The 21004-nt window shown below is 60.2% G+C and carries 22 protein-coding genes; 8 read left to right on the top strand and 14 right to left on the bottom strand.

The features are described from left to right. Positions 1 to 16: 16 nt before the first annotated feature. Both JQN66_RS08495 and JQN66_RS08500 read right to left on the bottom strand, forming a co-directional pair. A complete protein-coding gene (locus tag JQN66_RS08495) occupies positions 17 to 580 on the bottom strand; it encodes a dihydrofolate reductase family protein (protein WP_204677380.1) in 564 nt (187 codons plus the stop codon). Positions 581 to 666: 86 nt separating this feature from the next. Further along, positions 667 to 1659: an arsenic resistance protein gene (locus tag JQN66_RS08500; RefSeq protein WP_239464179.1), complete on the bottom strand. Its 993-nt coding sequence runs from the start codon at positions 1657 to 1659 to the stop codon at positions 667 to 669. Positions 1660 to 1777: 118 nt separating this feature from the next. Here JQN66_RS08500 and JQN66_RS08505 point away from each other — a divergent pair, with 118 nt between their 5' ends. Further along, a complete protein-coding gene (locus JQN66_RS08505) occupies positions 1778 to 2161 on the top strand; it encodes a DUF3054 domain-containing protein (RefSeq protein ID WP_204677382.1) in 384 nt (127 codons plus the stop codon). On the opposite strand, the gene JQN66_RS08510 is transcribed toward JQN66_RS08505, so the two are convergent. Together JQN66_RS08510 and JQN66_RS08515 are read right to left on the bottom strand one after the other, a co-directional pair. Further along, positions 2141 to 2683, bottom strand: coding sequence for a hypothetical protein (locus JQN66_RS08510; protein WP_204677383.1), 543 nt, complete (start codon positions 2681 to 2683; stop codon positions 2141 to 2143). The two genes, JQN66_RS08505 and JQN66_RS08510, sit on opposite strands and share 21 nt — an antisense overlap. A gap of 5 nt (positions 2684 to 2688) precedes the next feature. Beyond that, complete coding sequence (locus JQN66_RS08515; RefSeq protein ID WP_188948224.1) at positions 2689 to 3282, bottom strand: sigma factor-like helix-turn-helix DNA-binding protein; 594 nt, start codon at positions 3280 to 3282, stop codon at positions 2689 to 2691. 162 nt (positions 3283 to 3444) lie between these two features. Here JQN66_RS08515 and JQN66_RS08520 point away from each other — a divergent pair, with 162 nt between their 5' ends. After that, positions 3445 to 3726 (top strand): Lrp/AsnC family transcriptional regulator, encoded by a 282-nt coding sequence (locus tag JQN66_RS08520; RefSeq protein WP_188948225.1) that lies wholly within the window; start codon positions 3445 to 3447, stop codon positions 3724 to 3726. Positions 3727 to 3809: 83 nt separating this feature from the next. Here JQN66_RS08520 and trpD read toward each other — a convergent pair whose 3' ends face one another. Further along, the gene (gene trpD / locus JQN66_RS08525) at positions 3810 to 4775 is read right to left on the bottom strand and encodes an anthranilate phosphoribosyltransferase (protein ID WP_229777342.1); all 966 of its coding nucleotides are present in this window, start codon (positions 4773 to 4775) and stop codon (positions 3810 to 3812) included. A gap of 389 nt (positions 4776 to 5164) precedes the next feature. Between trpD and ctaE the strand changes: the two genes are divergently transcribed. The 4 genes from ctaE to qcrB all read left to right on the top strand — a co-directional run bounded on the left by ctaE (position 5165) and on the right by qcrB (position 9470). Then, entirely contained in the window at positions 5165 to 5803 is a 639-nt protein-coding gene (gene ctaE, locus JQN66_RS08530; protein ID WP_204677384.1) for an aa3-type cytochrome oxidase subunit III, read from the top strand. A 76-nt stretch (positions 5804 to 5879) separates the two neighbouring features. Next, positions 5880 to 6674, top strand: a complete 795-nt coding sequence (qcrC, locus tag JQN66_RS08535) for a cytochrome bc1 complex diheme cytochrome c subunit (RefSeq protein ID WP_188948228.1) — start codon at positions 5880 to 5882, stop codon at positions 6672 to 6674. A gap of 70 nt (positions 6675 to 6744) precedes the next feature. Further along, complete coding sequence (qcrA, locus tag JQN66_RS08540; protein WP_188948229.1) at positions 6745 to 7797, top strand: cytochrome bc1 complex Rieske iron-sulfur subunit; 1053 nt, start codon at positions 6745 to 6747, stop codon at positions 7795 to 7797. Positions 7798 to 7799: 2 nt separating this feature from the next. Further along, the gene (gene qcrB, locus JQN66_RS08545) at positions 7800 to 9470 is read left to right on the top strand and encodes a cytochrome bc1 complex cytochrome b subunit (protein WP_204677385.1); all 1671 of its coding nucleotides are present in this window, start codon (positions 7800 to 7802) and stop codon (positions 9468 to 9470) included. Between the two features lie 473 nt (positions 9471 to 9943). On the opposite strand, the gene JQN66_RS08550 is transcribed toward qcrB, so the two are convergent. The 6 genes from JQN66_RS08550 to JQN66_RS08575 all read right to left on the bottom strand — a co-directional run bounded on the left by JQN66_RS08550 (position 9944) and on the right by JQN66_RS08575 (position 15985). Beyond that, complete coding sequence (locus JQN66_RS08550; protein ID WP_204677386.1) at positions 9944 to 10726, bottom strand: GntR family transcriptional regulator; 783 nt, start codon at positions 10724 to 10726, stop codon at positions 9944 to 9946. A gap of 112 nt (positions 10727 to 10838) precedes the next feature. Further along, the gene (locus JQN66_RS08555) at positions 10839 to 11240 is read right to left on the bottom strand and encodes a cytochrome c oxidase subunit 4 (RefSeq protein ID WP_188948232.1); all 402 of its coding nucleotides are present in this window, start codon (positions 11238 to 11240) and stop codon (positions 10839 to 10841) included. Positions 11241 to 11242: 2 nt separating this feature from the next. Continuing rightward, positions 11243 to 12961 (bottom strand): aa3-type cytochrome oxidase subunit I, encoded by a 1719-nt coding sequence (gene ctaD / locus JQN66_RS08560; protein WP_204677387.1) that lies wholly within the window; start codon positions 12959 to 12961, stop codon positions 11243 to 11245. Positions 12962 to 12966: 5 nt separating this feature from the next. Beyond that, positions 12967 to 13854, bottom strand: a complete 888-nt coding sequence (ctaC, locus tag JQN66_RS08565; protein ID WP_434089221.1) for an aa3-type cytochrome oxidase subunit II — start codon at positions 13852 to 13854, stop codon at positions 12967 to 12969. Between the two features lie 212 nt (positions 13855 to 14066). Beyond that, entirely contained in the window at positions 14067 to 14441 is a 375-nt protein-coding gene (locus tag JQN66_RS08570; protein ID WP_047119131.1) for a HesB/IscA family protein, read from the bottom strand. Between the two features lie 134 nt (positions 14442 to 14575). Beyond that, complete coding sequence (locus JQN66_RS08575; protein WP_204677388.1) at positions 14576 to 15985, bottom strand: dipeptidase; 1410 nt, start codon at positions 15983 to 15985, stop codon at positions 14576 to 14578. Between the two features lie 111 nt (positions 15986 to 16096). Here JQN66_RS08575 and JQN66_RS08580 point away from each other — a divergent pair, with 111 nt between their 5' ends. Beyond that, positions 16097 to 16648, top strand: coding sequence for a DUF3043 domain-containing protein (locus JQN66_RS08580; protein WP_229777337.1), 552 nt, complete (start codon positions 16097 to 16099; stop codon positions 16646 to 16648). 549 nt (positions 16649 to 17197) lie between these two features. Here JQN66_RS08580 and JQN66_RS08585 read toward each other — a convergent pair. Then, positions 17198 to 18262: a quinone-dependent dihydroorotate dehydrogenase gene (locus tag JQN66_RS08585; RefSeq protein ID WP_204677389.1), complete on the bottom strand. Its 1065-nt coding sequence runs from the start codon at positions 18260 to 18262 to the stop codon at positions 17198 to 17200. Between the two features lie 105 nt (positions 18263 to 18367). On the opposite strand from JQN66_RS08585, the gene JQN66_RS08590 reads away from it, so the two are divergent. Further along, positions 18368 to 19354 carry an alpha/beta hydrolase gene (locus JQN66_RS08590; protein ID WP_204677390.1) on the top strand — a complete coding sequence of 329 codons (987 nt, stop codon included), beginning with the start codon at positions 18368 to 18370 and terminating at the stop codon, positions 19352 to 19354. On the opposite strand, the gene JQN66_RS08595 is transcribed toward JQN66_RS08590, so the two are convergent. Then, complete coding sequence (locus JQN66_RS08595) at positions 19351 to 20157, bottom strand: isoprenyl transferase (protein WP_188948239.1); 807 nt, start codon at positions 20155 to 20157, stop codon at positions 19351 to 19353. The two genes, JQN66_RS08590 and JQN66_RS08595, sit on opposite strands and share 4 nt — an antisense overlap. Then, the gene (recO, locus tag JQN66_RS08600) at positions 20154 to 20903 is read right to left on the bottom strand and encodes a DNA repair protein RecO (RefSeq protein ID WP_204677391.1); all 750 of its coding nucleotides are present in this window, start codon (positions 20901 to 20903) and stop codon (positions 20154 to 20156) included. Before recO ends, JQN66_RS08595 begins: the two co-directional genes overlap by 4 nt. Positions 20904 to 21004: the final 101 nt, after the last annotated feature.

Raw genomic sequence — 21004 nt, forward strand, 5'->3', positions numbered from 1 at the left:
GTGCGGGGCCGTGCGCTCAGGTCGCGGACCTGTATCTGTTCATGGTCACTCCCCCGTCGAAGACCCGGGTTTCCACAAGCTCGAGGTGCACGTGTTGGTCGAGCAAGCAGAAGAACGGGTTGCCGCCGCCGAGCAACACCGGATGCGTGACCACGGTGTATTCATCGATCAAGCCCGCCCGCATGGCGGCGGACGCAAGCGATGCACCGCCGATGCGGATGGACCCATTAACTTGTTCCTTGAGCGTCCGGATCTCGGCCACGGCATCACCGGTAGCCAGCCGCGTGTTCCAATCAAGCGGTAGGCTGTCGGAAGCAAACACGATTTTGGGAGTGTCCCTCCAGTTGCGGGCATAGTCAACCTGGTCGGGCCGGGCCTCGGGCGACCTGTCCCCCGTTGGCCAATATGAGCTCATGGTTTCCCACAGCTTGCGCCCGTACAGCATGAGGCTCACCGCCTGTTCCTCCTCGAGCCACCATCTGAAAAGCTCCTCGGTGGAAACGCCCCATGAAATATCACCCTCCGTGTCGGCGATATATCCATCCAGGCTCACATTCATGCCGTAGATCAGGTTCCCCATGGCTGGTACTCCCCTCTGGTTGGTCTGCTCAGTGTAGACCCGTGACAGGGGTATTCCGGCACGACGGATGGATCTTCCGAGGCCTCTCAGGTTTGCGGGGATCTGCCCTGGACCGGGGACCCTGGCAGCAGCCGAGGCACCACCTTGACATAGACAAGCATTCCGAGAAGTTCGGTGATCGTCTGGGCCACCACCACGGCTGGGACCAGTGCAAGTGACGCGGGCATGGCCAAGGCCAGGGGCAGGACGACCAGCGAGTTGCGTGTGGCACCGGAGAAAACCAGGGCCCGCTGCTCCGGCACTGCGAGTTTGAAGATGCGTGCGATGCCTTTCCCCACGGGCGGCATGACGACAAGGAAAAGCACGTAGAGCGGCACAACCGCCAGCAGACGGGAGAACTCGGCCTTGACTGAACTGACCTGTGAAGCCACCACCAGGAACAGCACGAGCATCATCAGCGGCACCATGAGCAGATCCATCAGGTTTTCGATAACCTCGGCCGACCTGAACCTGCGGGCCAATAGCTGGACCAGCATGGCTGAAACGAGCGGAACGGCAATCAGCCACGTGAACGCATGGGCGAACGGTTCGGGGGTGATGACCGCGCCCAAGGCCGGGCCCGCGAACCAAGAAAGATAGATGGGCAGCATGACCACCTGGAGCAGCATCAAGACCGGCGTGGCCGCCAGCAATTGGTGGCTCGCTCCCCCGGCGATCCGGGTGAACACGATAACATAGTCGACACACGGCGCGAGGAGCACCAGCAACAAGCCGATCATCAATTCGGCATCTGCGGCGACCACGCGGCTCAGCAGCCAGACAATAAGCGGAACAGCCGCGAAGTTCAGCAGCACCGCGGCCATGAGGAAACGGATGTTGCGTAAGGCTCCGATGAGCCGGGTGAGCGGAATGGCGAGAAATGTCGCGAAGAGCAATAGTGCCAACGCCGGGTTGATCCCTGAATCCAGCACCGTGGCCGTCTGCGGTTGCAACAGGCCGAACGATGCGGCGGTCGCCACAGCAAGCAGGTACAACGGGACCTGCCACTTTTGAAGAATTCCATTGGTGTGTTCCAGCACGCGGGGAACCGCCTTTCTTGCTCCTGACGAGACCTTCCGGCTCCGGCTGCCACACGTCAAAACTGTAAGCGACATCAAATGATTCGTTGTAGCGCGAGGAAGAACCTAGGATATTTTCATGGCTCAAAAAATCCGTCAGTGGCCCGCCTGGGTCGCCATTGATCTAGTACTCATCGTCATCTTCGCCCTGCTGGGCCGCCGCGAGCATGAACATGGGCTGTCGCTGGGCGGCATCTTGTGGACAGCGCTGCCATTCTTGATCGGCTACGCGATCGTGACCCTGGCTTCGCGTCCATGGAAAACCATTAACAACCTGTGGCCCACCGGATTGCTGATCTGGATCGGCACCGTGGCCTTGGGCATCGCTTTGCGACTGGCATTCAACGACACCGCAGCTGTAGCCTTCATCATCGTTGCCACCCTGGTGCTTGGACTGTTCCTGTTGGGCCGGCGCCTCATCACCGGACTGGTAGCCAAGCGCTTAGCTAAGCAACAGGCCTAATCCGTAAGCGCCAGCTGCGACAAGCCCGCTGGCGAACGTCCCGAGGATGAACTGTTCAGCGGCCTGGTGATTCTTCAGTTCCGCGAATCGGCCAAGTCCCTTGACGGCAAGAACAACTGCAGTTCCCTCGGGCCAGCCGGCCCAGAGCGTACCCACAATGGCTGCGCGTTCCAGAAGTCCGATCCACAACCCGCCACGCAGCGGTGACGGATCGGACTTTTCTTTCGCCGGAGGCATCGGGGCCCTGGAAGCCATCGTGAAAACCAGTTCGGTGAAGGGCCCACCGAACGCAAGCGCGAAGAGCACGCTCAGCGAAATCGATAACACTGCCGGTACGGACTCGCTCTCGTGTACCGCGTGGCCGACGAGACCCAAGATCAGCGAAGCCAGCGCGAGCACGGCGGCCACGAGGGTAATCCAGGTGCGGATCGACGCGCGGCGTCCTTTCGCATAGCTGAGAAAACTCGCGGCGGCAGACAAGCCGGTGGCAACGATCAGAACTGCCCAAGCGGTCCAGAACACAGGAGCTACTCCCCTATCAGCTTCAATTGGCGCGCCAGCGACTTGGCAGCCTCATCCATCATTCGATTAGCTTCGAACCATAGTGCTGCTGACAGCCTAGACGAAACAGCCTGCTGAGTGATTCCGAGGCGCACGGCGATTTGCTGCTGGGTCATCCCCTCATCGGCCAGCGTTCCGGCTTCCCACGCCGTGGCACGGCGCTTTGAAACAACGGCAGCCGTTAGCTGGAGCTCGGCCTCCAGCCGAGAAGCCTCGTTGGTCGGCCCGTGGACCGCCAAATGCGCATTGGTGTTCTTGGCTCGTTCAACGGCCACCCTGGCGAACTCAAATGCGGGACCTCGGCCCGCGCGCGTTTCAGCCGGCAATGGCGTTTCGACCTGGCCGAAACCGATGCCAACGCTCCAATCCCCTGAAGCGGCCATCATGACCGCCAAGCGGATCGCTTCCGAGGCGTCGTCCATCACGGCCTGGATTTCATCTCCCGCGGTGCGTTGGAACGGGCGCACCACGGGTACGGTAGCATTAGCCTGTTTGACCAGTGCTTCAACCTTGTCGTCAGAGGAACGTGAACGCCTCTGATCAATCGTCAAGACAATCATGAAACAATGTTAAAACATTGTGTTTGATTTTACAAATTTTAAAACTTGTAGCATGGGTGTCCCGTTTGTTCTCAAAACGCTCGAATCTCACCCATTGTCGACTAAGGTTGAGTCAAGAGGATGGCCCAAGAGCAGGCGGGTCACGAGCATTGAGAGGTATCAATGGTTACCGCATTCGTAATGATTCAGACGGCTACCGACAGCATTCCCGAATCCGCCCAGCAGATTTCCGAGATCGAAGGCATTCGCGAGGTCTACTCAGTTGCCGGCGATTGGGATCTGATCGCAATCGCTCATGTGCACAAGCATGAGGACCTTGCGGAAGTGATCGCGAACAAGCTTTCCAAGATCCCCGGCATCCGCGGAACCCAGACGCACATCGCGTTCCGTGCGTACTCTACGCACGATCTCGATGCGGCGTTCTCCCTGGACTTGGGCGAATAGGCGAAACAATAAAAAACGAGGCCTTGGTTCATCGCTTGTAAAGCGACGAACCAAGGCCTCAATTTGTTGGCTGCGGCACTTGCCTAGCTGCCAACAATAGCCGTTGTGGTTTCAGACCAGGTCGCGAGCACCGCCGCTGCGGCGCCGGAGTCGATCGACTGCTTGGCGAGGTCGAGGGCCGCAGCCATGCGATCCTTGAAGCTGCCCTCGGCCTTCTCGTCGAACGCAACGATGCCGGCGGCGGCGTTGACAAGGACTGCATCGCGTACGGGGCCGGTGGCGCCGTTGACAATGTCGCGTACAACCTGGGCGTTATGTTGTGCGTCGCCTCCGCGGAGGTCTTCGAGGGTCGCACGTGCGATCCCGATTTCCTGGACGTCAAAAGTGAACTCGTTGACTTGCCCGTTGCGCACTTCCCAAACGCGGTTCGATGCGGTGGTAGTCAACTCATCCAGGCCGTCTTCTCCCCGGAATACCAGCCCGCGGACGCCGCGGCTGGCCAGAACCCCGGCCATAATCGGGGCCATCTTCAGGTCTGAGCATCCGATGGCCGAAGCGCTGGGCAAGGCCGGGTTGGTTAATGGACCCATGAAATTGAACGCGGTAGGGATCCTCAATTGACGTCGGGCATTGGCGACATGACGCATCGAGGGATGGAAGATATTGGCAAAACAGAACGCAATCCCAACCTTGTCGTAAACCTCAACAAGGCGCTCGATTGGTACGTCCAGGCGCACGTCAAGGGCCTCAAGCACGTCGGCAGATCCGGAGGAAGACGACGAGGCTCGATTGCCGTGCTTAACTATGCTGACTCCGGCGCCGGCGCAGACCAAGGTCGCCATGGTCGAAATATTGACGGTGTTCTGGCGATCGCCGCCGGTTCCAACAATGTCTAGAGTTGGTGCATTGACGCTCAGTGGACGGGCATTTGCCACCATCGAGTCCACCAAACCGGTCAATTCGGCGACGGTTTCACCCTTGGCGCGCAGGGCGACTAAAAAGCCAGCGATTTGTACGTCGCTCGCTTCGCCATTCATGATTTCGTTCATGGCCCAGCCTGCTTCGTCGCGGCTCAGATCGCCGCCCGAAATCAGTGTGGCCAGCAGATTTGGCCACGTCGGGAACTTTTCGTTTACAGGGCTCGTTGACACGTATGTAAGCCTAACGAGAAGCGCGGAAATCTCTCCACTTCATGTCTTAAGAAGTTGCGACTCCAGCCTCCGAAATCGGCACTTTGCAGGGAAGAATTACGCAACACAGATGTTGCATAAGTGAATGTTTCGCGTGACTCGCCGGATCAAGCTCTACGAATTGTAGAAAGAGTTTGATTCGAACTTCCGCGTGTTTCCGCGGTTGTTGCCCTGATGTGGTGGAAGAAACCACTGTCAGGCCCGGTTTGTATTGGTATCTGAGGGCCGTTTAGAGACATAATGTCAGTGTGACAACTGCGACTCATGCCCCAAATACGACGGCGCCACATGCGCCGAACCGCCCAAACATGGTGTCGGTGGGAACGATGGTGTGGCTCTCCAGCGAGCTCATGTTCTTCGCCGCCCTCTTCGCCATGTACTTCAGCCTCCGTGCTGCCGCGCCCGAACTCTGGGCGACTGAAACTGCCAAGCTGAACGTTCCGTTCGCGCTGGTTAACACCTTGATTCTGGTGTCCAGCTCGTTCTCGTGCCAGATTGGTGTTTTCAAGGCCGAGGCATTTAAGCCTCGCCGCACCGGCGGAGTGTTCAACCTCAAGGAATGGGGAATGATCGAATGGTTCATTCTCACCTTCATCCTTGGGGCTATCTTCGTTTCGGTCCAGGCCTACGAATACGTCGTCCTCATTCATGAGGGCGTTGCTATGAACTCGAACGGCTATGCTTCGGCGTTCTACATGACTACTGGCTTCCACGGCATTCACGTTGCCGGTGGCCTGATTGCATTCCTGCTGATCATTGGTCGTGCGATGCTCGCGAAGAAGTTTGGTCACTTCGAAGCAACCGGCGCCATCGTCGTGTCCTACTACTGGCACTTCGTTGACGTTGTCTGGATTGCTCTGTTCGCGATCATCTACTTCCTCAAGTAGGCAACTAACAATTCATCAGTTGCCTCCACAGAAGTACGGCAACACCACACCAAGAAATTAAGTGAGGAATCAGCAAGTGAAGGCTCTTTCGAAAAAGCGCCGCCACCCGCTCGCCGCTGTGGCCCTGCTGTTATTCGGATTGCTGATTACCGGCAGTCTCTACACTGCAGCGGGAAGCATCAGCGAAGCGAAGGCTGCGGACACCACCACTGCCTCGCAGTCGGATGTAGATGAAGGCGGAAAGCTTTTCGTCGCCAACTGCGCCACCTGCCACGGTATGAATGCAGAAGGAACCAACACGGGTCCGTCGCTGATCGGCGTTGGCGCCGCATCGGTTGACTTCCAGGTTGGCACCGGACGTATGCCGATGCAGATGCAGGGCCCTCAGGCCCAGGCAAAGCCAGTGCAGTTCACCGATGACCAGATCTCGCAGTTGGCTGCTTACGTAGCCAGCCTCGGCGCAGGACCGGCTATCCCGGATGAGGAAAGCTTGGATACCACCAAGGGCGACGCCGCTCATGGTGGAACCGTGTTCCGCGTCAACTGCGCAATGTGCCACAACGCCGCTGCTGCCGGTGGCGCCCTGACCCGCGGTAAGTTTGCTCCGACCCTGGCTGGTGTCAGCGAGAAGCACATTTACGAGGCAATGGTTACCGGCCCACAGAACATGCCTGTGTTCAACGATTCGAACATCACCCCGGACGAGAAGCGCGACGTTGTCACCTTCCTGAAGACCATTGAAGCCAATGGTTCCGCCGGCGGTTTCGCACTCGGATCGCTTGGCCCAGTGGCTGAAGGCCTGTTCGTCTGGACCGCTGGTCTGGGTATTATCATCGCCTTCACCATTTGGTTGACCTCGCGTCCTTCCTAAGGCACTCGCGGCGTAGCGCCGCAAACATCACTACGTACAAAAATTCCTAACAGAAGGATGAGAGAGAAACATGGGCGACCATAGTCACGGCAGTCCCGAAAACTCGGGCACCGTTGCTAAGGCTGACGATGTGGCTCAGGACCGGTTCCCGGATCCAGGACTACCTCCGCACCGTCCGCGTCTCGCAGACCGCGATCCGCGCGCAGCCAAGCGACACGAGCGCCAAGTAGCGCTCCTATTTACCATCTCCATCATCGGCACGCTGTTCTTCTTCGTGGCCTACTTCGTCCTGGGCCACCTGGGCGACATGACTTTCGCTGAACTTCGCGTTCAGAACGCAGCTCTGGGCCTCGGCACCGCATTCGCGATGCTGGGCATCGGTGTCGGCATCGTTCACTGGGCCAAGACCCTGATGCCAGACCACGAACTGGTCGAGAGCCGCCACGAAATTCGCACCGAAGCAGATCGCCAGGATGCAGTCGACATCGTTGACACCATCATCGACGAGTCTGGCATCAAGCGCCGTCCGCTGATCCGCAACACCCTGATCGGCGCCATCGCCTTGGCACCGATCCCTGCGATCTTCATGTTCCGCGACCTTGAGCGTTCCGGAAAGACCGCTGGCGAAATGGTCGAACAGCTGCGTCACACCATGTGGGACACCGGCGTTCGTTTGACCCGCGACCCATCGGGTACCCCGATCAAGGCTTCGGACGTACAGATCGGCTCGGCTTTCCACGTCATTCCCGAGGGATTGAACGAAGCCGAGGACGTGCTGAACGAAAAGGCCAAGGCCGTTGTTCTGCTGATGCGTATGGATCCACAGGAGATGAACATCTCCGAGGGCCGCGAAGACTGGAACGTAGACGGCATCGTCGCCTACTCCAAGATTTGCACCCACGTGGGTTGCCCGATTGCTCTGTACGAGCAGCACACCCACCACCTGCTGTGCCCTTGCCACCAGTCGACCTTCGACCTCGCCAATGAGTGCAAGGTTGTCTTCGGCCCGGCAGGTCACGCACTTCCGCAGTTGCCAATCACGGTGGACGCTGAAGGCTACCTCGTAGCCCAGAGCGACTTCCACGAACCGGTTGGCCCAGCTTACTGGGAGCGTGGTCAGTAATCATGACGACTACTAACGAGTACACCGCGTCGACCAAGACCGGCCGCCTGGCCAACTTCGTCGACACCCGCGTTGGCGCATCGACCATCGTCAAGGAATTCGGCCGCAAGGTCTTCCCTGACCACTGGTCCTTCATGTTCGGTGAAGTGGCGCTGTACACCTTCGTACTGCTGCTGCTCTCCGGCACCTTCCTGACCTTCTTCTTCGATCCTTCGATGACTCACATCACCTACGAAGGCTCGTACGTACCGTTGAAGGGTATCGGCATGTCGGCCGCCATGGCGTCGACGCTCGATATCTCCTTCGACGTGCGTGGCGGTCTGTTCATGCGCCAGGTACACCACTGGTCCGCACTGCTGTTCGTTGCTTCCCTCTCCGTGCACATGCTGCGCGTGTTCTTCACCGGTGCGTTCCGTCGCCCGCGTGAGCTGAACTGGGTTGTCGGCGGCGTACTGCTGATCATGGGCCTGGCTGCTGGCTTCACCGGCTACTCCCTGCCAGATGATCTGCTCTCCGGTAACGGTCTGCGCATTATCGATGGCGTGATGAAGGCCCTGCCTGTTGTGGGCACCTACCTGTCGATGTTCTTCTTCGGCGGTGAGTTCCCAGGGGTACACGTGATTCCACGTCTGTACTCGCTGCACATCATGATCGTTCCGGCGGTCATCATCCTGCTGCTCGTGGTCCACCTGTTCATGGTTGTGACCCACAAGCACACCCAGTACCCTGGCCCGGGCCGCACCAACGACAACGTTGTTGGCTTCCCAGTGGGTCCTGTGTACGCAGCCAAGGCTGGCGGCTTCTTCTTCATCGTCTTCGGCATCGTCGCTTTCATCTCGGGCATCTTCCAGATCAACCCGATCTGGAACTACGGTCCGTATGACCCGTCACCGGTTTCCGCTGGTACCCAGCCTGACTGGTACATCGGTTTCGTTGACGGCGCGCTGCGCCTGATGCCGGGTGTTCTGGGCGACTTCAGCTTCGTGTGGAACATTCCGTTCCCGTGGGGCGATAACAGCCTGGTCCTCTCGGTCCTGCTGCCGGCTCTGGTTCCTGCCGGTGCCCTGTTCGCCGTCATGTTCGCATGGCCATGGATCGAACGCTGGGTCACCAAGGACAACCGCGAGCACCACCTGCTCGACCGTCCGCGCAACGCACCGTTCCGTACCGCCATGGGCGCCGCTGGTGTTGTCTTCTACTGCGTGATGTGGGCAGCTGCCTCGTCCGACTTGATTGCAACCCACTTCCACGTAGCACTGAACGATGTCACCTACTGGCTGCGCGTTCTGTTCTTCGTCGGCCCGCTGGTTGCCTTCTGGCTGACCCGCCGCATCTGCCTGTCGCTGCAGCGCAAGGATCGCGAGATCGTGCTGCACGGCCGCGAAGCCGGCATCATCCAGATGTCGCCAGAGGGTGGCTTCTCGGAGAAGCACGAGGAAGTAGATGTCTACAAGCGCTACGTCCTGACCAACTTCAACGACAACCAGTACATCCCGGCCCAGCCGGATGCTGCCGGACACATCTCCCGCAAGGAGAAGCGTCGTGCGAAGATCTCGAAGTTCTTCTTCGAAGATCGCGTCGCCCCAGTAACCCCGTCGGAGCTGGAAGCTGCCAAGGCAGCCCACGGCCACCACGAGGTTGAAGGCGAGAAGCAGGACTCGATCGAGAAGTAATCTCGGCTCGCGTTAGTCACAAAACGAGGGACATACCGAAAGGTATGTCCCTCGTTTCGTTAACCCGCACTCCTGCAGGCCGCAGAACGCCTCCTGCAGGCCTCAAACGCAGCAGGGCGGACACCTGCTGGTTGAAGGAGCTGCGGCATCGCCACAGGGACCCTGGAGGGTCGATGGTGTCTTCGGGTGGGAACGCGAGGCGTGGCGGCGCAAGGCGGAGCTGCCGATTAGGGGCTGACTCCCCCGCATCCAATCACCCCGACGCACGGGAGTCTACGCTTTCGCCGCGCGCTCAGGGACCTTCGCGGAAGCCGCCGGACGGCGCCTGAGCAGCCTTCCAGTGCCGAATGAAGCAGGTTTTCCGGCCACGGGGCACTGCAGGCGTCGCAGGACCTCGCGCGTCGGCGGTTCCGCGGTCAAAGAAGCGTAGGGGCGCTTGGCGGCCGATGAACGCCAGACGGCGCAGCTCGGGGCTACACGGTGTCGGTATAGCGCGGCGTTCCGGTGCCAAGACGTTGCAGCGGTACGAAGAGCTTGTAGCGGTCCGAACGGTACAAGGAAATCGAGTAGTCGGCCAGACGCTCGCCGATGTAGGCGTATCGGGTGATCTGCAGCAGCGGGAAACCGGGCTCGACACCCAGCAGCTGCGCCTGGCGCTTGCTGGCAGCTGTGCTTTCGACCTGGTCCTCACCCCATTCCAAGAGGATGCCGTAGCGCTCATGCAGGGCCTGGTAGAGCTTGGACGGTGGTTCACCGTCGACGAAGCCGGGCACCAGATCGGCGGGCATGTAATTTTCATCAAGGCTCATGGGCGTCCCATCGGCCAGCAGCAGACGCTTGAACTGCACGACGCCGGTCCCCTCGTCGACCATGAGCTGGGAGGCGAGGTTGGGGTTGGCCTTGATCTCCGAGAATTCCAGTACATGGGCATCGGGCACCATGCCGCGGCGCATCATGTCCTCCGAGTACGAGTGCAGGCGCACCCGCAGGTCGAGTTTCTCCGGGACGACAAAGGTGCCGATGCCGACAACGCGTTTGAGGACCTGTTCATCGACCAGCGCGTCGATGGCCTGGCGGATGGTCTTGCGGGCCACCCCGAAGTGTTCGGCAAGCACCCGTTCCGGTGGCAGCCGGTAGCCGGGCTTGCAGTCTTCGCGGGCATGGGTCTTGAGGATCTCGCGGATCTGGCGGTATTTGCTGACCTTGCTGTCCGGATTAAGGACGGCCTTCACGATCGGCTGTGGAGCATGGCGCACCGCGAACTCTCCTTTTCCAAGGCGCCTGGAGCCCAGGCGGTAGTAATACTGCTGCTTAAAAGACTAACGGGGTGACAAGCAAAAATGCTTGTCACCCCGTTAGGGTTGGTGCTTAGTGTGCGTGGTCACCGCGGCTGTATTCGTAAACCCAGCCAACCAGTGCGATCACGGCCAGTCCAGCGCCGATGAAGAACACCCACCATCCAACGGCAATGCCGAGGAAGCCGATGGCTGCAGCGCCGGCAAGGACCAGTGGCCACCAGCTCCATGGGGAGAAGTGTCCAATGTCGCCTGCGTTTTCGTGGATCTCACCGTCGACGCGGTCCTCGGGACGAGGGCCAACACGACGGGCGGTGAAGTACAGGTACCAGCCGACCATGCCGCACAGGCCGCCGGTCAGCAGCAGTGCAGGGAACCCGACGAGTTCCTGCCAGTTGGTCATGTAACCGTAAACGAAAGCCACTGGGATGAAGAAGAAAATTCCTCCCAGGAACATCCATGCTTCAACTTTCATCTTTACAGGTCCTTCTGATCAGCGGGGCCAAAGATCTTCGCTACTGGAGACTCTGGGGTGACGCGGCCGCTCAATTCCGGGTGGTGCAGGTCCAGAGCTGGACGCTCCGAACGGATGCGAGGAATGGAGTGGAAGTTGTGACGTGGTGGAGGGCAAGAGGTTGCCCACTCCAGCGATGCGCCGAAGCCCCATGGATCATCAACTTCAACCTTCTTGGCATTGCGGTGGGTGATCCAGACGTTCCAGAAGAATGGAATCATCGAAGCGCCCAGGATGAATGCAAAGACGGTGGAGACCTGGTTCATGGCGGTGAAGTTGTCTTCAGGCATGTAGTCGGCGTAGCGACGTGGCATGCCCATGACACCCAGCCAGTGCTGGATGAGGAAGGTTCCGTGGAAACCAACGAACAACAACCAGAAGTGGATCTTGCCCAGACGCTCGTTGAGCATGTGGCCGGTCCACTTTGGCCACCAGAAGTAGAATCCGGCGAACATTGCGAAGACAACGGTACCGAACACCACGTAGTGGAAGTGAGCCACAACGAAGTAGGTATCGGAAACGTGGAAGTCCAGAGCCGGAGCCGACAGGATAATACCGGTCAGGCCGCCGAACAGGAAGGTGATCATGAAGCCGATGCTCCAGAGCATCGGGGTTTCGAACGTGATCGAGCCGCGCCATAGCGTACCGATCCAGTTGAAGAACTTCACGCCGGTCGGAACCGCGATCAGCATGGTCATGAAGCCGAAGAACGGCAGCGCAACCGAACCGGTGACGTACATGTGGTGTGCCCACACGGAAATCGACAGGGCAGCGATCGAGATGGTCGCGAAGACCAGGCCCTTGTAGCCGAAGATCGGCTTGCGGGAGAAGACCGGGAAGATCTCGGAAACGATGCCGAAGAACGGCAGCGCGATGATGTAAACCTCTGGGTGGCCGAAGAACCAGAACAGGTGCTGCCAGAGAATGGCACCGCCGGTTTCCGGATCGAAGATATGCGCCCCGAATCGGCGGTCAGCACCCAGTGCGAACAGTGCAGCGGCCAGCGGTGGGAACGCCATCAGGATCAACAGCGAGGTGATCAGGGTGTTCCACGAGAAGATCGACATACGCCACATGGTCATACCCGGTGCACGCAGGCAGATGATGGTGGCAATGAAGTTCACTGCACCAAGGATGGTGCCGAAGCCCGACAGTGCCAGACCGAAGACCCACAGGTCTCCGCCGACGCCCGGCGAGAACGTGGTGTTCGACAGCGGAGCGTAGGCGAACCAACCAAAGCTGGCTGCACCCTGAGGGGTGAGGTAGCCGGCCAGCGCTACGGTCGAACCGAAGGCGAAGAACCAGAAGGCCAGCGCGTTCAGACGTGGGAAGGCCACGTCCGGCGAACCGATCTGCAGCGGCATCATGACGTTGGCGAAACCTGTGAACAGCGGGGTTGCGAACATCAGGAGCATGACGGTGCCGTGCATGGTGAACAGCTGGTTGTACTGTTCCTTGGTCTGCAGGATCTGCATACCTGGTTCGAACAACTCTGCACGGATCAGCAGCGCCATAACGCCACCGATGCAGAAGAAGACGAACGACGTGATCAGGTACATGTACCCGATCTTCTTGTGGTCGGTCGAAGTAATGAAGTCGACGAAGAGGCGACCCTTGGACTTCGGCACAACGGCTGGGGCAATCGACTTCACGTCGTCAGTTGCATATTCAAACGTAGTCATAGCGATTACTCTCCTTCCCCTTCGTGCTTCACGATCACGCTGTTCACGGTATCCGGACTGCGGTCGTATTCTTCACCAATGTGTCCATCTTCCAGCTTGGCCATCTGAGCCTTGAACTCTGCCTCGCTGACAACCTTCAAGTTGAAGAGCATTTCCGAGTGGTACTCGCCGCAAAGCTCGGCGCACTTACCATCGAAGGTACCTTCGACCTGTGGGGTCAGGTAGATGTGATTGGTCTTACCTGGGATCATGTCCAGCTTCTGAAGGAAGGCCGGAACCCAGAACGAGTGGATGACATCGCGGCTGTTGAGCTGGAACTCTACCGACTTGCCTACTGGCAGGTACAGGGTTGGCAGAGTTTCCTGAATGCCCTCGGAACCATCGTCGTTCAGGTGAGCCTGAATGCCGGCGTAGTGCTTCTCCTGATCACCATCGAAGGTGTAGTTGAAGTCCCAAGCCCACTGCTTGGCGCGAACGTCGACGACGATCTCCGAGTCAACAGGCTTGTTGATGCTGTTAACCAGGTTGTTGTTGAAGCTAAAGAAGACCAGAACAAGGACCAATGGAATGGCCGTGTAGAAGATCTCCAATGGCAGGTTGTAGCTCAGCTGACGTGGGTAGCCAGTATCGTTCTTGCGGCGACGGTAGGCGATGATGCACCACAGCATCAAGCCCCAGGTCAAAACACCGATGACAACCACGGCAATCCACGAGTTAACCCAGAAGTCCTGGATAGCTGCGGTGTGGTTGGTGGTGTCGCGGTCCACGTTCGGAAGCCAACCGCGTTGAACTTCCGCTGAACATCCCGTCAACAGCAATGCGCTGGTGCCGACCAAGGCTAATACTTTGGCCTTGGCTTTACCGCGACTGCCGGTTCGGTCTTGCGAACTCACAGACGGCCCTTCCTCTTTGTTGGTGCAGAATGTGGTCTTCATAAGTCACCTCGCGAATTACTGCTTGCACGGTGAGGTGGCTTATGAAGCGAAACATAGTTTTACTACTTAACGTAGAGCTTACCCTCTCGGCACCCAGAATACCGAAAAACGCCGCTGTTCAAACGAGAAATTTCTTCAACGTTTGGACAGCGGCGTTAGTTCCCTAGGGCCTAGTGGAAGGAATCTCCACAGGCGCAGGAACCGGAGGCTGCTGGGTTGTCGATGGTGAAGCCCTGCTTGGAAATGGTGTCCTCGAAATCGATGGAGGCGCCGGCAAGGTAGGGAACACTCATCTTGTCGACGATAACTTCCACGCCGTCGAAGTCGCGCACTGCGTCTCCGTCGAGCATGCGCTCATCGAAGTAGAGCTGGTAGATGAGGCCGGAGCAACCGCCCGGCTGCACTGCAATGCGCAGGCGCAGGTCATCGCGGCCTTCCTGCTCCAGAAGCGAGCGAACCTTGGCTGCTGCGACATCTGAAATATTGACGTCGTGAGTTGGGACCTCGGTTGGATCACCCTTGGTCTGGTCTACGGCTGCAGTCATCATTTCCTCCCGAACTGCTTGGTTAGGCACCAAGTTTCATCGTTGTGACGGGCACTTGGGGCCTTTGTTCTTAGTTCTATCGTACGACGGGGACCCGAATAATGCTTCCCCTTGAACTGCGTCTATGACGCGGCTCATAGGCCTTCGGCGTTGATCCGGGCCAGAAGCAGCGCTTCCGCTTCAATCGCATGCTGGAAATCTCCCAAGTGCAGGGACTCGTTCGCCGAATGGGCTCGCGAGTCAGGATCCTCCACGCCGGTCACCAAGATCTGCGCTTCCGGGAAAATTTCCGAAAGGTCGGCGATGAACGGAATGGAGCCGCCTAGCCCCGTGTGGACCGGTACAACTCCCCAGGCTTGTTCCAGCGCCCAGGATGCGGTGTCGTTGGCTGAGGCGGCCAGGTCTGCCAGGTAGGCATTGCCGGCTTCCACTGCCTTGAACTGTACTTCCGCTCCCCTGAGGTCGACGTTCTTGACGTGTTCCTCGAAGGCTTCCAGGGCCTTGGCTGGATCTTGCCCCGGCGCCAACCTCATCGAAACCTTGAATCGAGCCTGCGGAATCAGGGTGTTCGAGGAATGGTCGACGCTCGGCATATCCATTCCAATGACACTGAGGGCTGGTTTATTCCACAGCCGATCGGTGATCTTGCCGGTGCCGGCAAGCGAGTAGGCATCAAGCGCGCCGGAATCGCGGCGGAATTCAGCTTCATCGAAGTCGACATCCGCGGAGTCATTGGACACAAGACCGGCGATTGCCACCGAGCCGTCCTCGTCGTGGAAGCTGGAGATGAGTTTTGCGGCGAGAATCGGCGCGTCGAGGATCGGCCCTCCGAACATTCCGGAGTGCACGGCGTGCCGAAGCGAACGCACGGTGATCTCTGCGGCGCACATACCACGAAGGGAGCTTGTCAGCGCCGGGGTGCCTACCGCCCAGTTGCTGGAGTCGGCGACGATGATGACGTCTGCCGCAAGTTTGTCCTGGTGTGCTTCGAGGAAGTTGCGGAAGGACGGCGAACCGGCTTCCTCTTCGCCTTCGAAGAAGTAGGTGACGCCGACGCCGAAGTCCGCCACCGAGTCCAGCACCGCACGCAATGCGGCGATGTGCACCATGATGCCGGCCTTGTCGTCTGCGGCTCCTCGCCCGTAAAGCCTGTCCCCTACGCGGGTTGCTTCGAAGACCGGGGTGTTCCAGTCCGCTTCATCGCCTGGGGGCTGAACGTCATGGTGGGCGTAGAGCAGCACGGTTGGCTTGCCGGGGGCCGCAGGGCGGCGGGCGACAACTGCTGGAGCACCCATGATTCCCGAGTCAGTGGGTTCGCGCAGGATCTCCACGCTGGGCATGCCGGCGCCTCTGGCCAAGGCCGCCACGGCTTCTGCGGATTTCTCCAGGTTTGCCGGGTCGAAAGATTCCCACGCGATGCTGGGGATGGCGACCAGCGAGCTCAGCTCTTCGAGGATCTGCTCGAAGTTCAACTGGATGTGGTTCTTGAGGCTAGCTACATCCACACCGTGTGCGGAGGCCTCAGGCATTGAATTTGATGACATGGTTTCAGCCTAGCAATTCTTGTGGTTGTGAATGTCACCTGATGATTCAATCCCCGCTAGGATAGAGGGGTGTTTGGACGTAAGAAGGATGAATCTCAATCCCAAGTAAATGTGGAGCCTGTTGACCAGGCTTCTGAATCGACCGACGGTCGTAAGGCTGGACCGACGCCCAAGCGCAGCGCGCAGCAGGCCAATCGCCAGCGTCCGTTGGTCCCGACCGATCGCAAGGCCGCAAAGGAGGCCGAACGCCAGCAGCGTATCGAGTCCCAGAACCGCCTGCGTATCGCCAACGAAACCGGTGATGAACGCTACTTGATGGCTCGCGACAAGGGGCCGCAGAAGCGCTATGCGCGAAACTTCATTGACTCCCGCTGGATGGTGGGCGAATTCATGATGTTCTTCATCCTCGCTTTCCTTGTTGTTTCGCTGACTTTCAGCGGCAACCTGGCCGTGCAGATGTACGTCCAGGTTGCGCTGTGGGTCCTGATTGCCGTGATCATTATCGAGGCAATTGTCACGACCTCGATCTTGAAGCGTCGCCTTGTCTCCAAGTTCGGCTCGCTGGATCGCGGCGTTCGCATGTACGCGACCATGCGAGGCATGCAGTTCCGCAAGCTGCGCCTGCCCAAGCCGCAGGTCAAGCGTGGAGCATCGATCGACTAGTCGATCTGGACAACTTCAAAGGGCGGATTCCGATTGGAATCCGCCCTTTCTCTTATCCGAAAGCAAGCGCCGACGAAGGATTCGGACTACGCCGGCGGCTCTCGACGACGGGACCGAAACTCCCCTTCCACCACCTTTAAAGTTTGTTCCCCATTGCATTGAACAACGGACGGCAAGCCCTCGCACAAAGGCAGGGGCTTGAAGAGGGCGGAGAGATCGTGGTTAAAACCACGCGCGGGCGTGGGCTGAAACCTCTGTTGGAGCCGCGGGACGGTTCGCGCGAGTATTCCTGCATGGGCGGCGCACCCTTGTAATCGCCGATACAAGGTTCTTTGCCCCCGTCTCGCACATGAATCCCGGACAAGTTGTGCATCTTGTGAGTGGCGGAACAAGGAATTTCCTGAAGCGGCTACTCCCCCAAACCCGTGTCTCGCGGCGGTCAGGGGGCCGTGGGAAATGCCGTGGATCTTAGCCTGCGCCGATTAAGACAATGGAGCTCCGAACCGTTGCCGGTCCGAAGCTCCAATATTCTGGCTGATGGGGTCTTGGCTAGAGCATGCGCTCCAACTCGCGATTGATCGAGCGCGCCCAGAACGGTCCCTCGTAAAGGAACGCCGTATAACCCTGCACGAGGTCTGCACCTGCGTCCAAGCGGGCCTTCACGTCTTTCGCATCGGTCACGCCGCCAACGGCGATGATTGCCATCTCGGCCGGAACCAGGGCTCGCAGCTGGCGGAGGACTTGCAGCGAACGCTCTTTCAGCGGGGCTCCGGACAGGCCCCCCGCACCGATCTCCTCGACCTTCGCCGCAGGACTCTTCAGCCCCTCGCGCCCGATGGTGGTATTGGTGGCGATGATGCCGTCGAGTTCCAGTTCGGTGGCGAGTTTCGCGACGTCGGCGATGTCCTCGTCGCTCAGGTCCGGAGCGATCTTGACGAGCAACGGGACGTGGCGTCCGGCAACGTGGTCCGCTAGTTCTCCGACTTCGGTCAACAGGGGCCGCAGTGTTTCGACGCTCTGCAGCAGCCGCAGGCCCGGAGTGTTCGGGCTGGACACGTTGACGACCAGGTAGTCGGCATGAATGGCTAGCTGGCGGGTTGAAACGAGGTAATCGCCCACCGCGTCACCAAGCTCGACGACCTTGGTCTTGCCAATGTTGACGCCGACCACGGGTCGGTTTTCCGCGTAGTCCGCCTTCAACTGCTGGCGTGCCTGCGCCACGCGCGCGGCAACGACTTCGGCGCCTTCGTTGTTGAATCCCATGCGGTTGATGACCGCACGGTCCTCAACCAGTCGGAACAAACGCGGCTGCGGGTTGCCGGGCTGGGCCTGTCCTGTCACGGTACCGATTTCAACGTGGCCGAAACCGATGTCGCTCAAGGCCATGATGCCGGTGGCACCCTTGTCGAAACCTGCGGCCAGGCCGAATGGGGAGGGGAAATCGATGCCCATGACGGTGCGCTTCAGCTTGGGGGCCGGGGCGAAGAACTTGCGGGCTGCCTTGGTCAAGCCAACGCGCTGGGCGATCTTGATCGCGTCAAAAGCGAAGTGATGGGCCTTTTCAGGATCCATCTTGGTGAAAACATGCTTGAAGACCAAAGGATAAATGCGCATGGTTCCAATCTTCCCGTGAAATGGGGTCTGTAGACAACTTGAGGTCGGTAAGCTGATTTCATGACGGTCGCAGAACTTCTTCCCACGGTGAGATGGCCCGAATTCATGCCCTCCACACCGCGGGGTGTCTGGGCGCCCGATCCGCTGGGTCCGGGCTACGAGTACCAGACCCTTGACTTCGGAGCCGACGCCGAGGGGCCGCTGCTGGCGACGCTCGTGCGCTACTCGCCCCCGGGCTGGTTCAGAAAACTCGGCCGCCGGGCAAAGGGGGTGGTGCTGTCGGTCCATGGCTGGAGCGACTACTTCTACAACCGCGAGCTGGCCGAGTTCTGGTACCACAGGGGCTACCACTTCTACGCCTTGGACCTGCGCCACCATGGGCGCAGCCTTCGCAGGGAGCACGAGCTTCCCGGGTACATATCGAACCTGGAAGACCTCGACCTGGAGCTGAACGCGAGCCTTGGCCTTCTTCGCCGCGAGCACCCGCAGCTGCCGATCGTGGCACAGGGGCACTCCATGGGCGGGCTGGTGCTGAGCCTGTGGATTTCACGCACGTCTCCGAACGTCAAGGGCCTGGTGCTCAATGCCCCGTGGCTGGAGTTCCAGGGCACGGCATTCCTGCGCGTGCCGATCAACGGGCTGATGGAAGCAATGTCGCGCAGCAACCCGCGGCGCAAGGTGCTGGCCAACCAGTTCGACCACTACTGGCAGTCGCTCAGCGACCAGGCCAGCGGCCAGTGGGATATCCATCCCGTGTGGCGCCCGACGCTGGCCTTCCCCACCACCGCGGGCTGGCTGCACACCATCCTGGAAGGCCACGCCCGGGTGGCCCGGGGATTGGAGCTGAGCCTGCCGGTCTTGGTGATGACCTCGAAGTCCTCGCACTTCAGCACCGCATATTCCGAGCAGATGCAGTACACCGATTCGGTCATCGACGTCACCCAGACGCGCCTGCGCGCGCTGAAGCTCGGCAGCTTCGTGACCCTCTCGGAGGTCGAGGGGGCCATGCACGATGTCTTCACCTCGGCTGAACCCGCCCGCGCCACCGCGTTCAGGGATCTGAACCTGTGGCTGAAGATGCTGGACGGTTAAGCGCCGGGCTTGTCGATCGCCCCGCCGTAGCGCCGGTCGCGCTGGGCGTATTCCTCCACCGCGGTGAACAGGGTGCGGCGGTCGACGTCGGGCCACAGCTGGTCAAGGAACACCATTTCGGCGTAGGCCGACTGCCACAGCAGGAAGTTGCTGGTGCGCTGCTCGCCGCTGGTGCGCAGGAACAGGTCGACATCCGGCAATTCCGGGGCGTGCAGGTACTTGCCGATGGTCTTCTCCCCGACCGAGGAGGCCCGCAGCTTGCCCGCGGCGACATCCCGGGCAATCGCCGCCATGGCATCGCCCAGCTCGGCCCGTCCCCCGTAGTTCACGCACATGGTCAGCTGGCAGCCGGTGTTCTCGCGGGTCAGTTCCTCGGCCTCGCGCAGCTCGTTGATGACCGACTTCCACAGCTTCGGCTCGCGGCCGGACCAGCGGATGCGCACGCCCCAGGAGTTCAGGGTGTCGCGCTGGCGACGCAGCACGTCGCGGGAGAAACCCATGAGGAAGCGGACCTCCTCGGGGCTGCGTTTCCAGTTCTCGGTGGAGAACGCGTAGACGGAGACGTACTTGATGCCCATTTCCACGGCGCCGGCCATGACATCCAGCAGCGCCGCCTCGCCGGCCCGGTGCCCCTCGGTGCGCGGCAGGCCGCGCTGGTTGGCCCAGCGGCCGTTGCCGTCCATCACGATGGCGACGTGCTCCGGGATGAGCTCCTTCGGGATCTGCGGCATGACCGGGTTCTGCGGGTGCGCGAACGGTGCGACAGGACCTCGGCGGCCGTTGATCTTGGGCAGCTTCTTCATGATCTCTCCACATGGCGTAGGGACTTGACGGCACGCTCCAGGTGCCATTGCAGGTAATTGGCGACGATGTCCGCCGCCTGCTTGCGGGCGCGCGGCCCGGCCAGGGCGACGGCATCCCAGTCCCCCTCCAGCAGCGCCTGCAGGTACTGGATGGTGACCGGGTGCGGGGAGAGCGAACCGGAGGGCCGGCAGTCGGCGCACACTACGCCGCCCAGCTGCACGTGCAGCGCTTCATGGGGGCCGGGCTTGCCGCAGCGCACGCAGCTGGTGAAGGACGGGGCCCAGCCTGCGATGGACAGGGCGCGCAGGATGTAGGAGTCCAGCACGGCCCCGGGCTCGACCGCGAGCTTGGAGAGCAACGCGAGGGCTCCGTGCAGCAAACGGTACTGTCGCAGGGTCGAGTCGCTGTCGGCTTCCAGCAGCTTCTCCGCGATTTCCACCATGGCGTTGGCCACGGTGTAGCTCGGGTAGTCGGCCACCAGCAGCTGGCCGTAGGCATGGCGCAGCTGGGCCTGGGAGACGATGTCCAGGTTGCGTCCCATCACCAGCTGGGCCTCGACCTCCATGAATGGTTCGAGGGTCGCCCCGAGCCGCGAGGTGGTGCGGCGCACGCCCTTGGCCACGGCGCGCACGATCCCGTTGGGGGTGAGCAGCGTGATGATGCGGTCGGCCTCCCCCAGCTTATGGGTACGCAGAATGATGCCGCGGGTGCGGTAGCTCTTGGAGGCGAAACCTGATCTGGACACGTGCTCAATTCTCCCACCTGGCCACCGACAGAATGCACAACGCCACGGCCAGCGAGGAGATGCTGGCCGTGGCGTTGGCGACGTGCGTTGGCGCTGGCGGC

Origin of the sequence: Glutamicibacter protophormiae, assembly GCF_016894325.1 — a bacterium.
In the GTDB taxonomy this organism is placed as follows: domain Bacteria; phylum Actinomycetota; class Actinomycetes; order Actinomycetales; family Micrococcaceae; genus Glutamicibacter; species Glutamicibacter protophormiae.

Coding starts and splice junctions, on each gene's coding strand:
- JQN66_RS08495 (WP_204677380.1), bottom strand. CDS start 580: ATGGGGAACCTGATCTACGGCATGAATGTGAGCCTGGATGGATATATC.
- JQN66_RS08505 (WP_204677382.1), top strand. CDS start 1,778: ATGGCTCAAAAAATCCGTCAGTGGCCCGCCTGGGTCGCCATTGATCTA.
- JQN66_RS08515 (WP_188948224.1), bottom strand. CDS start 3,282: ATGATTGTCTTGACGATTGATCAGAGGCGTTCACGTTCCTCTGACGAC.
- JQN66_RS08520 (WP_188948225.1), top strand. CDS start 3,445: ATGGTTACCGCATTCGTAATGATTCAGACGGCTACCGACAGCATTCCC.
- trpD (WP_229777342.1), bottom strand. CDS start 4,775: ATGAACGAAATCATGAATGGCGAAGCGAGCGACGTACAAATCGCTGGC.
- qcrA (WP_188948229.1), top strand. CDS start 6,745: ATGGGCGACCATAGTCACGGCAGTCCCGAAAACTCGGGCACCGTTGCT.
- qcrB (WP_204677385.1), top strand. CDS start 7,800: ATGACGACTACTAACGAGTACACCGCGTCGACCAAGACCGGCCGCCTG.
- JQN66_RS08555 (WP_188948232.1), bottom strand. CDS start 11,240: ATGAAAGTTGAAGCATGGATGTTCCTGGGAGGAATTTTCTTCTTCATC.
- ctaD (WP_204677387.1), bottom strand. CDS start 12,961: ATGACTACGTTTGAATATGCAACTGACGACGTGAAGTCGATTGCCCCA.
- JQN66_RS08570 (WP_047119131.1), bottom strand. CDS start 14,441: ATGACTGCAGCCGTAGACCAGACCAAGGGTGATCCAACCGAGGTCCCA.
- JQN66_RS08575 (WP_204677388.1), bottom strand. CDS start 15,985: ATGTCATCAAATTCAATGCCTGAGGCCTCCGCACACGGTGTGGATGTA.
- JQN66_RS08585 (WP_204677389.1), bottom strand. CDS start 18,262: ATGCGCATTTATCCTTTGGTCTTCAAGCATGTTTTCACCAAGATGGAT.
- JQN66_RS08590 (WP_204677390.1), top strand. CDS start 18,368: ATGCCCTCCACACCGCGGGGTGTCTGGGCGCCCGATCCGCTGGGTCCG.
- JQN66_RS08595 (WP_188948239.1), bottom strand. CDS start 20,157: ATGAAGAAGCTGCCCAAGATCAACGGCCGCCGAGGTCCTGTCGCACCG.